The sequence below is a fragment of the Enterobacter asburiae genome, from assembly GCF_024599655.1.
Taxonomy (GTDB): domain Bacteria; phylum Pseudomonadota; class Gammaproteobacteria; order Enterobacterales; family Enterobacteriaceae; genus Enterobacter; species Enterobacter asburiae_D.
The window spans coordinates 1,734,159-1,749,226 of record NZ_CP102247.1 but is presented as its reverse complement, the minus strand read 5'-3'; the positions used below and the strand labels follow the sequence as shown (position 1 = coordinate 1,749,226).

Sequence of the window (15,068 nt, the reverse complement as noted above, 5' to 3'; positions counted from 1 at the left end):
TTATCCCCGTATATCTGCAATAAATTGGCTCAGCACGTTCTCTTTCTCGAGCGTGCGTTCGGCATATTCACGTGCCACCGTGTTTACTTTTGGCATGGCAAGTGCCTGCTCAATTCCGGTTACCAGCGCCGGGACCGATTCCGGCTCCACGCACACGGCAATTCCCGGATAGCTGTCGCACAGCTGGCCTAATTCTGTTTCGGCTTCTGCCGTAATCACCGCGTTGCCGCCCACTGCCAGAATGTTGGTCAGCTTGGACGGCAGCACCGCATCCGCGGCGCCGCGTTTTTGCACCACCAGATGGCAGTCGCCCATCTTCAGCAGCGCAGGCAATGCCTCGTAAGACTGAAGCGGGAAAAATTTCACGTTGGTCAGGCCGCGTTCGCCGACCATTTTCTCCAGCCGCGCCTTTCCACCGCCCTGCCCGACAATCACAAAGGTCCACGGATGTTCACTCAGCAGCTGGGCCGCTTCAATCACGCTCTCCAGCCCCTGTTTTTCGCCGATGTTGCCTGAGTAAAGAATGATTTTTTGATCTTCAGGCAAACCGAGCTGCGCGCGCAGCGCCAGAGCGTCCTGTTCTGTCACATCGCGAAAACGCGCCACTTCGGACCAGTTCGGGAAGAAAATGACTTTCTCCGCCGGGACGCCCTTCTCCTGCGCCTTGTTCATCATCGAGCGCGAGATAGTCGAGACGTAATCCACGTTGTGTAAACCACTGCGCTCAAACGCGCTGGCGAGCTTCGCCACTTTGCCGCCTTTGCTTTTGCCTGCCATCCCCAGGCCCAGCATGGCGTCAACTTCATAATCCTGAATGTGCAGCAACGTGCGCGCACCGGAGAGTTTGCCCAGCAGGCGCATGCCCGGCGTGCAAAACAGCGTCGGCACTACGCCGATGATGCGATCCGGCTTCCAGCGACGCTGCGCCATCAGCGGGAAAAAACTGCTCAGGGCAAAGCTGCCCAGATGAAGTAACCGTTTCAGCGTCGAGGGCTGCTTGGGCACATACAGCGGGCAGCGCCAGACGGTCGCTGCACCCTCTTCGCGACGGTAGCGCCAGCTTGAGTAGCGCTCCCCGACTTTCCACTCCGGGTAGTACGGCGGCGCGGTAATGACCCGCACGTCATGTCCCTGGCTCGCCATCCACTCGACCATCTCGCCGGTGTATTTCCCGATGCCGGTTAGCTCCGGCGAGTAGTTGATTCCGTACACTAAAATTTTCATAAGCCCGGCACTCCGGACTGACGATCGGCCAGGAAATAGGCACGACTGTTGTCATGCACATTGTCGCTGGCCAGCAGCGCCTCTGGCGTCTGCCAGCGGTAGTCGTCATGCTGAGAATCAGGCAGACGCAGGTCTGCCTCACTCACCTTCAGGCGGAACCCCAGCACGATGTAGTGCGTGGAGAACCCGGTGCCTGAAAAGTTATCGTCATAGAAGTGCTGCCAGACCCCGTAAAACTGGCCCGCTGCCATCGGCAGCTGCAGGCCCAGTTCCGCCAGAGTGAGACGCTCAAACGCATCGCTGAGCCGCTCATCCTTCTGCACGCGCCCGCCGGGCACGAACCAGAAGCCCTGTGCAGGACGGTTGGTTCGTTTCCCCAGCAAGAACTCGCCGCGTTCGTTCTCCACGATCAAATCAATTGAGATGAGCGGAGTGGAACGCACTACCGTGGCAAAATCTTCCTGACTTAAAAACATCGTTACCCCCGGAAGCGGTGCTGGTTTTCCAGGAACCACTGGTAGGTACTGGCCAGACCCTGCTCCAGTGACACCTCGTGATACCAGCCCAGCTGATGCAGACGGGTCACGTCCAGCAGCTTGCGCGGCGTGCCGTCCGGTTTCGTGGCGTCAAACACCACGCGACCTTTGTAGCCCACCACCTGCGCGATGGTTTGCGCCAGCTCGCGAATGGTGCAGTCCACGCCGGTACCGACGTTGATGTGCGACAGCATCGGCTCGGTGTTCTCCTGCCACACCTCGCGATCCAGCTCCATCACGTGAATGCTGGCCGCAGCCATGTCGTCCACGTGCAGGAATTCACGCATCGGCGTACCGCTGCCCCACACCACCACGTCCGGCGCGTTCTCGGCGGTCGCCTCGTGGAAGCGGCGCAGCAGCGCCGGGATCACGTGCGAGTTGCTCGGGTGGAAGTTGTCGTGCGGTCCGTACAGGTTGGTCGGCATCACCGAGCGATAGTCGCGGTTGTACTGACGGTTGTAGGACTCGCACAGCTTGATCCCGGCAATCTTGGCAATCGCGTACGGCTCGTTGGTGGCCTCCAGCGTGCCCTGCAGCAGTTCGCTCTCGGCGATCGGCTGCTTCGCCATTTTCGGGTAAATACAGGACGACCCGAGGAAAAGCAGCTTATTCACGTTGTGCAGGTGCGCCGCGTGAATAATGTTGCTCTCGATCATCATGTTTTCGTAGATGAAATCCGCCGGGTAGGTGTTGTTAGCAACAATGCCGCCCACCTTCGCCGCCGCCAGATACACCTGGTCAATGCGTTCGTTAGCAAAGAAGTCATGTACCGCACGGCTGTCGAGCAGGTTCAGCTCGTCGCGGGTGCGGACAATCACCTCTACGTCACCGCGTTGCTCCAGCTGGCGAACAATCGCGGAACCCACCATTCCGCGATGACCGGCGACAAAAATACGTTGTTTTGTCATTCTCAGGACTCCAGCGCGATGGCAACCTCGTAGCCATGAGACTTAAGCAGAGAGTGTTTTTTCGCTGCTTCAAGATCTTTGGCTACCATCTCGGAAACCATCTCCTGCAGAGTGATTTCTGGTTTCCAGCCCAGCTTCTCGTGCGCTTTGGTTGGGTCGCCCAGCAGGGTTTCCACTTCAGCAGGACGGAAGTAGCGCGGGTCAACCTGCACAATCACGTCGCCTGGCTTCACGCCCGGTGCATCGTGGCCGGTCACGGAAACCACGACACCTTTCTCTTCCACGCCGGTACCTTCGAAGCGCAGTTTGATGCCCAGCTGTGCCGCGGCCATTTCAACGAACTGACGTACGGAGTACTGCACGCCGGTCGCAATCACGAAGTCTTCTGGCTGTTCCTGCTGCAGCATCATCCACTGCATTTTCACGTAGTCTTTGGCATGGCCCCAGTCACGCAGGGAATCCATGTTGCCGAGGTGCAGGCAAGACTCCAGACCCTGCGCGATGTTGGCGATAGCGCGAGTGATTTTGCGGGTCACGAAGGTTTCGCCGCGGCGTGGAGATTCGTGGTTGAACAGAATGCCGTTACAGGCGTACATGCCGTAGGATTCACGGTAGTTCACGGTGATCCAGTAGGCATACAGTTTTGCTACCGCATACGGAGAGCGCGGGTAGAACGGCGTCGTCTCTTTCTGTGGGATTTCCTGCACCAGACCGTACAGCTCAGAGGTGGATGCCTGGTAGAAGCGCGTTTTCTTCTCAAGGCCGAGGAAGCGGATCGCTTCCAGCAGACGCAGGGTACCCATGGCATCAACGTCAGCGGTGTATTCCGGGGACTCGAAGGAGACCGCTACGTGGCTCATCGCGCCCAGGTTGTAGACTTCATCCGGCTGCACTTCCTGCAGGATACGGGTCAGGTTGGAGGTATCGGTCAGGTCGCCGTAGTGCAGGTGGAATTTCGGGTTCGCCGCATGAGGATCCTGATAGATATGATCCACACGTTCGGTGTTGAAAGAAGACGCACGACGTTTAATACCGTGCACTTCATACCCTTTTTCCAGCAGGAACTCTGCCAGGTAAGAACCATCCTGCCCGGTAACGCCGGTGATGAGAGCGACTTTAGACATGTTTATATTCCTCTACTTATGAATTTAATCAGTTTCAACGCGTTCGCGTATCACCACTGCGGGGTTGCCACGGCAAACTTTATTTGCCGGTAGCGATTTAAAAACGCTGCTGCGGGCACCGACTACCGTGCCATCACCAACAGAAACACCCGGTGCAACAAAAACATCCGTTGCCAGCCAGCATTTTTCACCGATCGCAATAGGCGAAGCGGTAATATCAAAATGCTGACTCATAAAATCGTGGCTGCCGGTGCACAAATAACATTTCTGTGAAACCACCGAATTTGCGCCAATCGTAATTTCGCCAAGGGTATATAACACCGCGTCATCCCCAACCCATGCGTAATCCCCAAGCGTTAATTTCCACGGATAGGTAATTTTCACAGAAGGTCGGATGACTACGTTTTTTCCTATTTTTGCGCCAAACAGGCGTAATAAGAAGGCACGCCAGCGGTACAGTATTTGCGGCGACCAGGCAAATAAGGTTGCCTGAACGGCCCACCACAGCTGTACCTTAATACCGTTCCCGCCCCGAAAGCCTTTCGGCACGGAGAAACCTTTTAAATCCTGCATTGCGTTTCCTTATATTCAGGCTTTGTTATATAAGGTTTTCGTTTTGCCTGTGGTACGCAGGCGCAATAAATAAGACAATTCCGCCCAGAACCCCGGCACGCGTAATATTTTACGCTGTACGTTTTTGGCATCCTGGCACAATTCCAGATTATTCGAGGTTGACACGCCGCCCATTGAGAATTCAGATACCAGGCCTTTAATTCGGCGGAACGGGTAACCTGACTTATACAGGCTGGCCGCCAGTGCATAATCCGAAGACACTTTATACTGCAAATCGTAAGGCTGTTTTTTCAGACCTTTTACCGGGAAGAAAATGGCCTGATGGCTGGCCGGCAAGCTGTGATAGATATACCAGCCTGGCTTCGCGCTGCGGCACACTTTATGTCCGTCGCCAAAATCGAGCAGCGCATCGCCAATATACATGGCATCTTCTTTCTGCCGAGCCAGCTGGCGGGCAAACAGCGCCACGTCATCATGGAAAATGTCGCCCGAGTTCAGAAAGATGGCATAGCGGCCTTGCGCCATGTTGATGCCTTTATTCATCGCATCGTAGATGCCTTTATCTTTCTCGCTGATGTAGCGTAAGTTGAACTCACCGTTGAGTTTTTCCAGAAACTCCGCCGTGCCATCGTTCGAGCCGCCGTCGACCACAATCCACTCAAAGGTGAGGCTTGGATCGCGCGCCAGGTTGCGCAGCGAGCGCCAGGTTTTTACCACCCCTTCGTAATTACGAAAAGCGACAGTAATGACGCTAAGAAACATAAATCACCTCATTTCGTCATACGTTCGTAATATTAAGCGCCTTGCGCAGAATAAACGGACAGACAATCAAGAAAGCATATTCCGGGCTAAATATTGACCCGGTAAAAAACAGCGACACCGGAGTAAACAGATAAAGCTGAACGCGAAAATTCTGGTTATCACCAAACGCGTTAATCATCATTTTAAAAACTTTAAACAGATACCACAGGGTCAACAGTACGGCGAACCACGAAAAATAAATAATTAACAGATACAGACCATTGTCTATGGTTTTACCGACATCCGCACCGTTAAAGATTCCGAATGATGCAACATATTCGTAAAGTGAGCCGAATCTTACTACCCCATCGATATGGGTTAAGGAATAACCCACCATCACCAGTGGCCCAATGATGCGATAATAGGACGAAGATCCTTCCGTTCCCAAATCTCCCAGACGTTCTGAGATGTACGGGAAGGCAAATATCACGCCTACCATAAATACCGTCAGGGAGATAATCGCCAGCGGCAGTTTTTTCTTAATCGCATCTTTGTTCAGGTACTGGAACGCCCACTCCAGCAGGTAAAACAGGATAAATGTCATTACCCCTGAGAACGATCCAGACAGAACAATTCCTGCAAGAATCATAGCATCGGTCTTAGGCGTTTTGATACCAAACTGTTTGATGCTGAGCCAAATTGAGATTAACGCCAGAGCGAAAAACGCCGGTTCAAAATAGAGGGCCGTAGTACGCTTCCCGCCAAACTTGATGAAGTTCAATACATAGCTGTTACTGTAAATGAGATATTTCGAAATTATCTCCATCAGGCTGCTGCCACCGGTCAGAATAATTTGCGCCATCTCCAGTGCGGCAAGCATAACAATTAACGCAACGGCAATATAAAAGAACCTAAGGATTTTCCGATAATTGTGCGGAGAAATAGTTTTAAACCGAATACTCCAGACCATTCCGATAATAATAACAATATAAACAAACAGCATGGTCGAAGTGACGTATTTACTGGCATCCAGCGACTGGCCAAAGATGTAGTTAAACAGCGTCAGGCCCGTGCCCAGCCCTAAGGCAATCATCAGCTTCTTCAGGTTAATTTTATCGACATACAGCAGAAGCAGAACGGGCAAGAAGGTCACGATGGTTATCGGGAAGCTTTCGCCGAGCTGGGCAATTTTGACGTTGACCAGCAGGTAGATCAGCGGCAGCAGCAGATAACTACAGATTCTGATAGAACGAGACATACTCCTCCAGCATCTGTTGTCCACTGTAGGCCTTGCGGCTGCGGTTGCGGAACGATTCCAGGTCAGTGCCAAAAACGATCTCAGCAATCTGCGCCTTCGGCAGCTGCACCAGGGGCAGGACCTCCTGCTCCGTGAAGGTTTTCCCGCCGGACTTTTCCAGCACTTCACGCGCCGCATCGCTGTGGGTGGCAATCACCGGCACGCCGATTGAGAGCGCTTCGCAGAGGATCAGCGGGTAGTTATCCACTCGGGAGCTGAACACGAGCGCGTCCATTTCATTCAGCGCGCTCATCAGCTTGCGCTTGTCGGTCTCAAACCCGTGGTTCACCACGTTGGCCCCTTCGAACGGCGAAAACTTGCCGAAGGTGTGAAGCTCTATCTTGTCACCCAGCGCCATCATGTCGCGCACCAGCTGCTGGTTGGTTTTACCGTCGTAACGCAGGTCATGCGCAACGATAGCGATTTTCGGTTTGCCCGCGGTTTCCGCCACCGGGGTCAGCTCGGCAAGAATGGCTTCCGTCGCCACGTCTATGCCGTTGTTGATAATCTGACAGCGCCCTGTCCCGTACAGGCTGTTGAAGGCATCGGCCACGTGCTGGCTCGGGGAGATAAAGGTACAGCCGAGCGAAAGCATGTCACGGAACAGCTGACGCTTTCCGGCGACCAGCTGATGCGCGCGATCCACCTTCACCGGCGGGTAGTTGCTTAACGTCGGGCACTTCTGGCAGTTATCTTTCCAGCCTTCGCAGCCGTCGGTAAAGGCGCAGCGTCCGGTCACGCTCCAGTGATCGTGCAGCGTCCAGACAAAGCGGGTGTCGGGCTTGTGGGCCTGCACCTTCTGACAAAACACCACCACCTCTTCAAGATTCAGCCAGTAGCTGTGCAGCACGTGAAAATGCAGCACAACCGGGCCGGTCGTGCGCGTCACGGTGCGGTAAAGGTTGTTCAGGTTGCCAAACAGATCGCGGTTAAACAGGCGGAACAGCGCAATGTTGGCAATCGAGGTCAGACGCGGCGTGTGCTTGTGCACCTGCGGGAAGTTATCGTGGCTGACGCTTTTCTTGCCGCCTTTGCCGTAGCCGTAAATAAAACGAGACTGAAGTCCTTTTTGCAGCGCGCGCTGGTGCAGATCCAGGGCCACGCCTGCCGCTCCGCCTTCTGCGAGGCGTACGTTAAATTGCAGAATGTTCATTTAATCACCTTCACGCGGGCTTTTTCTCCCACCACCAGCGCGTTATCCGGAATGCTGTCCAGCACCACGCTGCCAGCACCAATCGTGACGTTATTGCCAATCGTAATGTCACCGATGATTACCACGTTCGCCCCCAGCTCGACGTTATTGCCGATGACCGGGCAGGCCAGGCTGTCAGGCCCACGGTTGCCAATCGTGACTGCATGACGAATGGTGAAATCATCCCCGGCGACCACGAACTTGTTGATCACCACCGCATAGCCGTGATGGATGGTAAAGCGGCGGCCAATGGTGGCAGCGGCCTGAATTTCATAGCCAAAAAAGCATTCGGTGATGATGCGATACAGCACCAGCACGGGTGCCGCCCAGATATTGTTCAGCACGTTTTTCTTACGCCACACCGAGCAAAAGTGCGCGATGCGGTACGCCAGAACCATGCAGCACGGTCGCAGGCTCCAGCTGTTAGCGCGGCAATCTTCCAGAAACATTATTTCCCCCGAAGCCCGTCAGCCAGGCGCTTGCCGTTACGCACGGAAAGCAGCGTCAGCAGCGTGCGCCAGTTCATGCGCTTATTGCGGATCTGATAGAGGGTAAAGAGCTGATATTTACGGCTGGCACGGTCAAACTTGTCCTTGTGCTTGCGGTAAAAATGGAAGTAGCCGGAGAACTTCTTCGGCGAGGAGGTGATTTGCATCTCCCCGTGGTTGATGTGCAGGATCTGCGTGGCCTCTTCCACCTTCCACGGCTCGCCGTATTCCACCACCATGCGCAGGAAGATATCGTAATCCTGCGCGGCCTTGAGTTCGGTATCGAACAGGCACTCTTTGAAACGCCACGCCCAGGTGAAGACCTGGTTACCAATAATGTTGCGCTTGTAGAACAGGCGGCGAGAGTACGGTGATTTCGGATACAGCGGCAGACTCGCGGGCTGCGAGTAAACCTCGCCCTGGCAGACATAGTCGTTGGCATACAGAAAAGCGTGCGTGACCAGCTGTTCTTTATGCGACAGGAAGATAGACAGGCGGTTCGGCGTCCATTCGTCATCGTCGTCGATCCCGGTCAGATACTGCCCCTTGGCCTGCATAATCGCCTGATTACGCACTGCACATGCGCCGGAGTTAATGGCGTTATGCGTATAGACCACCCGCGGGTCGTTGAGGTCAGTCACAAACTTTTGCAGCTGTTCATACGAGGAAGAGCAGTCATCAACGATGATCAGCTCCCAGTTATCGTAATCCTGTCGCAGGACGGATTTGATTGCGCGGATCGCCAGCTGCTGACGATTCCATGTCGGCATATAGATTGAAACTAAAGGGCGTTGTGTGGTCATGGTCTTCCCCTTATCCCTCACCCCGCCCCTCTCCCGGAGGGAGAGGGAGAAAAGCTGCTCTCCCCTCAGAGGAGAGGGTTAGGGTGAGGGGGATTTTTATTTACTGTCAGATTTATATTCGTACTCGTAATACCCGTAATCCTGGTACCCGGTCGCGCGGCGGAAGATGGAGTTCAGGATCACGCCTTTCACCTCAATGCCGTTCTGCTCGAAGCGGCTCAGGCTGGTTTCCACCTCTTTCAGAGTGTTCACCGCGTAACGCGCCACCATCAGCGTGGTGCCCGCATGGCGGCCAACAACGGCCGCGTCGGTCACGGCCAGAATTGGCGGCGTATCGATCAGCACCAGGTCGTAGTTTTTGCTCGCCCACTCCACCAGCTCGGTGAAGCGTTCGCTCATCAGCAGCTCGGACGGGTTAGGCGGTACCTGACCGCGAGGGATAAGGTCAAATTTCGGCACCGTTGTTGGTTTCGCGCTCTGGCTAATGTCACCTTTGCCAAGCAGGATTTCCGACAGACCGTTAACGTTGTTGGTACCCAGCAGTTCGTGGGTATAGCCCTTACGCATATCACAGTCGATCAGCAGCACGCGCTTGTTGGTCTGGCTAACCACCGCCGCCAGGTTGGCGCAGACGAAGGTTTTACCGATCGACGGGCTAACACCGGTTAACATCAGGACGTTGTTTTTGGCCTGCATCATGGCGAAGTGCAGACTGGTACGCAGGCTACGGATCGCTTCGATAGCGAGGTCGGTCGGGTTACCCACCGCCAGCAGCTGGCTCTGTTTGTAACGCTTAACGCCCTTGATGGTTTTGACGCTGTCGCGGGATTTTTGCCACTCGGACAGCGGAATGCTGGCATAGACGTTGATACCGCTCTCTTCCAGAACCTGCGGGCTTTCGATGCCGCGGTTGAACAGCGAACGCAGCAGCACGCCCACGATGGAGAGCATCAGGCCGAGAATAATGCTGCCGAGAATAATCAGCGCTTTCTTCGGCTTCAGTACGCCAGGCTGGGTAATGGCCGGGTCGACGATGCGCACGTCACCGACGGTACTGGCTTCGGTGATTTTCAGCTCCTGCTGCTTGTTCAGCAGCTGCATGTAAACCTGCTGTCCGGACTCCACGTCGCGGGTCAGACGCACGATCTCCTGCTGCGTTTTCGGCATCGCGGTCACGCGGTCATTAAGCTTCGCCTTCTCCTCTTCCAGGGTACGGCGTTTCTCCAGCAGCGTGCGGTAGGCCGGGTGACGTTTGGTATAAAGCTTGGAAATCTCCGCCTCTTTGAAGGTCAGCTCGTTGAGCTGCGCATCAATGTTGACCATCGAATCGAGGACCGATTTCGCCTCCAGCGGCAGGTCAACGGAGTCTTTATCCTGACGATAGGCGTTCAGCTTGTTCTCAGCATCATCCAGATGAGCGCGCACTTCCGGGAGCTGTTTGGCGAGGAAGGCCAGACTTTTCGCTGCTTCCGCCGACTTACGCTCAACGTTCTGCTCAAGATAGTTGCGGGTAATGCTGTTCAGGATGTCGCGGATTTGATCTTTATCTTCACCGGTAAAGGTCATGCTCAGCACGCCGGTGTCCTTACCGTTTTCGGTAACGGTCAGGTTATTTTGCAGATTGTTGATCATCCCCAGCGTGGAGAATTTGGTGACGGTGAATTCACCGCCCTCCTGGGCGTTAATCGCGCTGACCATCATGCTGACGCCGTCTTTGGTCAGCATCTGCCCCACTTCACCGCGCGCGCTAAAACCTGCGTCGCTGGTTAGCTGGTACTGTTTCGGACCAAGCACCGTCAGGGTAAACGTCTGATCGGCAGCCCCTTTCGGCAGCACGAAGTCAGTGACTTTCACCGTGTCGTTGTTTCGTCCCATCAGACGATCCCAGCCGGCACCAAAGACTGGGAAGGTATTCTTGGTGACGGAGATATCGAGCCCGAGGTCGTGAACCGTTTTACCCAGCACCAGACGTGACTGGATGAGCTGAATTTCGGCGTCGGATGCCGGCGGTTTGTTGGCCAGCGCGGAACCGATGTCCTGCACCAGCGAGTTGCCGGTATTCTGCTCGATCTGCACCAGCGCGTCGGCACTGTAGATAGGGGTGGCGAACAGCGTGTAGACGACGGCCGCCGCGGCGAACACGGCGGTAATGCCAAGCACCCACCACTTTGCCTCTACAACAGTGCCGACCAGGCGCCCAATATCAATTTCATCACTGCCCGAAGTCGGGGCGGCAGAAGGTCTTGTTTTTTCTGTCATTGTTATCCCTGCTGAACTTTCAGTGCCTGCGCCCACTGTTGGGCAGACTGGTCAAGTAAGGTGTAAACCGCCTCAAAGGCCTCATGGCTTTTGCGATACGGATCGGGGATTTCACGTTCATTGTCCCAGTGACCAAACAGCATCACCTTGCCGCGCATCTCAGGAGCGATATCGCACAGCGCATGAATATGGCGTTTTTCCATCGTCAGGATCAGGTCATACTCCCGGCACATGCGGCCAGTGACCTGGCGGGCCACGTGGCCGTCGAGAGAGAGGTGATGATCCCGCGCCACGCTCGTTGCGCGCTCATCGGCACCTTTTCCGACCAGTGCACCCAGCCCGGCCGAATCAACGGTCAGTTCGGGCTGGTAGTGTTTCAACAACCGTTCAGCCGTAGGGGAACGGCAGATGTTCCCCACGCATACCACCAGAATTTTGTTAAACATCGCGGATTACCAGGTATGAATGTCGCGCGCCGTATCCGTCATGTAGCGAACGCCACTGATGGTTGGCAGCAACTGGTTGATCAGACGGTTCCAGCGGGCAACCGGCGCGGTGGTGACGTACACCACATCGTATGGCTGGAGACGGAACTCCGTTGCCATCACCAGAGAGGTCGCATCGGACATATCCAGCTGGTAGATGTTGGCGATCTTGCCTTTCGCACTGCCCTCACCTTTCAGCGGACGAATGACGAAGATGCCGGTCGCGTTGGAGGTCGTCAGATCGATACCCTCAGCATTGCCCAGCGCTTCGGTCAGCGTCATACCGCTGAAGTCCATTTTGAGGGTGCTCTGTTTCTTCACTTCACCCATCACGAAGACTTTCAGATCGTCATTGCGCGGCACGTAGAGAATGTCGCCCGGATAGAGCAGACGGTTCTGGGTCAGATCGCCGTTTTGCATCAGCGCCTGCAGCGAAATGCGCTGCTCCTTCCCGTTGTGGGTGAGCACGACGTTGCGCCAGTCGGCGCCGTCGGTTAACCCGCCCGCGGCGTTAATAGCATCCAGGACGGTCAGAGGAACGTTGGTGATGGCCTGCTGGCCGGATTTGTTCACCTGGCCGGAGATATAGGCTTTTTGCGAGCGGAATGCGGCGATATTAACGTCCACCTGCGGATCGGCGATGTACTGCGCTAAGCGGCCGGTAATATCACTACGGATCTCGGCAAGCGTTTTCCCTGCAACATGGACTTTACCAATGTAGGGATAGAACATGGTGCCATCTGACTGCACCCAGTTACCGGTGTCGCTTGAGCTACGGTACTGGCCCGCTGGCGTGGTCAGTTCGGGGTGGTCCCAGACGGTCACGTTGATTACGTCACCCGGACCCACGCGGTACTGGTAGGAGGCAATTTCCTGGTCCAGCGACATATTCGGCTGGGCAACATTCGGACGTGGACGTAATTGTTCGACCAGACGAGGCGTAAGTGGATAAACATTCACCATTTTGTCGAGATCAAAATCGGCATCCTGTTGCTTGATCACATCCTTACCCATTGTTGACATATTGCTGCCGGGAAAGACCGTGCAACCACTCATCAAGGTCACAGACACCAATAATGGCATCAATTTCATTTTGGATTTCATCATTGATTATTTATCACTTTGGCAGAGTAATTATCCTGTGCAATTTAAATAAGCTCGAGTCGTATTGGGTTTCAGCATGCAGTTAATCAAATAGAAATATAACTGGCATCAGTCCTAAAAAAAGCTTATTCATCCATTGGCTATTGACAGAATAATCGAGGCTGATTCACACGCTTTCAGGCACGCTACCGCCCTTGGCTTTCAGTTACCAATCCACTGACTAAACAATGTGTTATGGATAGACACCCTCTTGAGCAAGGTCTTCTGGAAATATATCAGTCGCTTGAGAAACCCGACGGATAATGAATAACCATCCCTGAAGACCGAACATTAATAGCAACACCGAGATTTAACATTTGATGCTGGGAGAATTGTTGCAGCTAACCTAATAGCAGGCAAGGAGACAACTGTCCTAATATCGGTTTTTAAGATTAATATTAAGAGCAAATTTTTGAGCTTTTAGGATTTTCTTTATATTGACAAAATTAAAGTAAAAATCATCACCTGCGATATATCCTAAAATGCTTTCTTTGTAATTAAATATACGTATTTCGCTTATTTACACCCTGTTGAGAATGCTCTCTTTTTTACCCCTCGTATTAAGAGAAATCTCAGCCTGGCATTGCAATTTCCCCCAGCTTTATCCATGATCGAAGTGTGACATTCGTCATATAACAGAAGGTATTGCTATTACTATGGAATGGATTGCCGATCCCTCAATCTGGGCCGGGCTGGTTACGCTGGTCGTCATCGAGCTCGTGCTCGGGATTGATAATCTGGTCTTTATCGCCATCCTCGCTGAAAAACTGCCCCCTTCCCAGCGCGACCGCGCGCGCGTGACGGGTCTGCTGCTGGCGATGGTGATGCGGTTACTGCTGCTGGCCTCTATCTCCTGGCTGGTTACGCTCACTCAGCCTCTGTTCTCCATTCACGGTCTGAGCTTTAGCGCCCGCGATCTGATCATGCTCTTCGGCGGGTTGTTCCTGCTGTTCAAAGCCACGGTAGAACTCAACGAGCGGCTGGAGGGCAAAGACAGCGAGAACCCGACCCAGCGCCGAGGGGCGAAATTCTGGCCGGTCGTGGCGCAAATCGTGGTGCTGGATGCGGTCTTCTCCCTGGACTCGGTGATTACCGCCGTCGGGATGGTGGACCACCTTGCGGTGATGATGGCCGCGGTGATTATTGCCATCACGCTGATGGTCATGGCCAGCAAGGCGCTGACCCGCTTTGTGAACAGTCACCCGACCATCGTGATCCTCTGTCTGAGCTTCCTGCTGATGATTGGCTTTAGCCTGGTGGCCGACGGTTTTGGCTTCCATATTCCGAAAGGCTACCTGTACGCCGCCATCGGGTTCTCCGTCATGATTGAAGCGCTTAACCAGCTGGCGATATTTAACCGCCGCCGCTTCCTGTCCGCGAATCAGACCCTGCGTCAGCGCACGGCCGACACGGTTATGCGCCTGTTAAGCGGTAAGAAAGAGGATGCGGAGCTGGACGCCGAATCCTCCGCCATGCTGGCCGATCACAGCGACGGGCTGATCTTCGACCCGCAAGAGCGACGGATGATTGAGCGGGTGCTCAATCTGAACCAGCGGACGGTCAGCAGCATCATGACCTCACGGCATGACATTGAACATATCGACCTGACGGCACCGGAAGAGCACATTCGCGCCCTGCTGGATAAAAACCAGCACACCCGCGTGGTGGTGACCGGCGGTGAAGAGGAAGAGGAGCTGCTGGGCGTGGTGCACGTTATTGACCTGCTCCAGCAGCAGCTGCACGGCGAGGCGCTCAATCTGCGCGTCCTGGTCCGCCAGCCGCTGGTTTTCCCGGAGGGACTACCGCTTCTCTCCGCCCTTGAGCAATTCCGTAACGCGCGCACGCACTTTGCTTTTGTGGTGGATGAGTTTGGATCGGTGGAAGGGCTGGTCACGCTCAGCGACGTAATGGAAACCATCGCCGGTAATTTGCCTAACGAGGTGGATGAGATTGACGCCCGCCATGACATTCAGAAAAACGCAGACGGTTCGTGGACGGCTAACGGCCATATGCCGCTGGAAGACCTGGTGCAATATGTACCGCTGCCGCTGGATGAAAAACGGGAATATCACACTATTGCCGGCCTGCTGATGGAGTATTTGCAGCGTATCCCGCAGCCGGGGGAAGAGGTTCAGGTGGGCGACTATCTGCTCAAAACCCTGCAAATTGAAAACCATCGCGTGCAGAAGGTTCAGCTCATTCCACTGCGGGATGAGGAAGAACTGGATTTTGAGGTGTAAAAAAGCCGGGTGGCGCTGCGCTTACCCGGCCTGCGACATCAGATTTTTGTTGGCC

14 protein-coding genes are annotated in these 15,068 nt (G+C 54.6%); 1 reads left to right on the top strand and 13 read right to left on the bottom strand.

The window, feature by feature from the left end; all coding sequences use genetic code 11:
* The 13 genes from wcaI to NQ230_RS08185 all read right to left on the bottom strand — a co-directional run bounded on the left by wcaI (position 1) and on the right by NQ230_RS08185 (position 12,737).
* The gene (gene wcaI / locus NQ230_RS08245; RefSeq protein ID WP_257260725.1) at positions 1–1,224 is read right to left on the bottom strand and encodes a colanic acid biosynthesis fucosyltransferase WcaI; all 1,224 of its coding nucleotides are present in this window, start codon (positions 1,222–1,224) and stop codon (positions 1–3) included.
* Entirely contained in the window at positions 1,221–1,700 is a 480-nt protein-coding gene (locus NQ230_RS08240; RefSeq protein ID WP_257260723.1) for a GDP-mannose mannosyl hydrolase, read from the bottom strand. The genes wcaI and NQ230_RS08240 overlap by 4 nt, the downstream gene beginning before the upstream one ends.
* 2 nt (positions 1,701–1,702) lie before the next feature.
* Positions 1,703–2,668 carry a GDP-L-fucose synthase gene (gene fcl, locus NQ230_RS08235; protein ID WP_121425367.1) on the bottom strand — a complete coding sequence of 322 codons (966 nt, stop codon included), beginning with the start codon at positions 2,666–2,668 and terminating at the stop codon, positions 1,703–1,705.
* Positions 2,669–2,670: 2 nt separating this feature from the next.
* On the bottom strand, positions 2,671–3,792 hold the full coding sequence (gmd, locus tag NQ230_RS08230) for a GDP-mannose 4,6-dehydratase (protein WP_121425366.1): 1,122 nt from the start codon (positions 3,790–3,792) through the stop codon (positions 2,671–2,673).
* 24 nt (positions 3,793–3,816) lie between these two features.
* Complete coding sequence (gene wcaF / locus NQ230_RS08225) at positions 3,817–4,365, bottom strand: colanic acid biosynthesis acetyltransferase WcaF (protein WP_023336272.1); 549 nt, start codon at positions 4,363–4,365, stop codon at positions 3,817–3,819.
* A gap of 15 nt (positions 4,366–4,380) precedes the next feature.
* A complete protein-coding gene (gene wcaE / locus NQ230_RS08220; protein WP_039263104.1) occupies positions 4,381–5,127 on the bottom strand; it encodes a colanic acid biosynthesis glycosyltransferase WcaE in 747 nt (248 codons plus the stop codon).
* 16 nt (positions 5,128–5,143) lie between these two features.
* Complete coding sequence (gene wcaD, locus NQ230_RS08215; protein ID WP_029742034.1) at positions 5,144–6,364, bottom strand: colanic acid polymerase WcaD; 1,221 nt, start codon at positions 6,362–6,364, stop codon at positions 5,144–5,146.
* Positions 6,339–7,556, bottom strand: coding sequence for a colanic acid biosynthesis glycosyltransferase WcaC (gene wcaC, locus NQ230_RS08210; protein ID WP_257260722.1), 1,218 nt, complete (start codon positions 7,554–7,556; stop codon positions 6,339–6,341). Before wcaC ends, wcaD begins: the two co-directional genes overlap by 26 nt.
* A complete protein-coding gene (gene wcaB / locus NQ230_RS08205) occupies positions 7,553–8,044 on the bottom strand; it encodes a colanic acid biosynthesis acetyltransferase WcaB (protein ID WP_023312402.1) in 492 nt (163 codons plus the stop codon). Before wcaB ends, wcaC begins: the two co-directional genes overlap by 4 nt.
* Positions 8,044–8,886: a colanic acid biosynthesis glycosyltransferase WcaA gene (gene wcaA / locus NQ230_RS08200; protein ID WP_023312403.1), complete on the bottom strand. Its 843-nt coding sequence runs from the start codon at positions 8,884–8,886 to the stop codon at positions 8,044–8,046. The genes wcaB and wcaA overlap by 1 nt, the downstream gene beginning before the upstream one ends.
* Positions 8,887–8,982: 96 nt before the next feature.
* Entirely contained in the window at positions 8,983–11,145 is a 2,163-nt protein-coding gene (gene wzc, locus NQ230_RS08195) for a tyrosine-protein kinase Wzc (protein WP_193939467.1), read from the bottom strand.
* A 2-nt stretch (positions 11,146–11,147) separates the two neighbouring features.
* Positions 11,148–11,591 (bottom strand): low molecular weight protein-tyrosine-phosphatase Wzb, encoded by a 444-nt coding sequence (gene wzb, locus NQ230_RS08190; RefSeq protein WP_023312405.1) that lies wholly within the window; start codon positions 11,589–11,591, stop codon positions 11,148–11,150.
* A gap of 6 nt (positions 11,592–11,597) precedes the next feature.
* Complete coding sequence (locus NQ230_RS08185) at positions 11,598–12,737, bottom strand: polysaccharide export protein (RefSeq protein WP_014170829.1); 1,140 nt, start codon at positions 12,735–12,737, stop codon at positions 11,598–11,600.
* Between the two features lie 692 nt (positions 12,738–13,429).
* On the opposite strand from NQ230_RS08185, the gene NQ230_RS08180 reads away from it, so the two are divergent.
* On the top strand, positions 13,430–15,013 hold the full coding sequence (locus tag NQ230_RS08180; protein ID WP_023312406.1) for a TerC family protein: 1,584 nt from the start codon (positions 13,430–13,432) through the stop codon (positions 15,011–15,013).
* Positions 15,014–15,068: the final 55 nt, after the last annotated feature.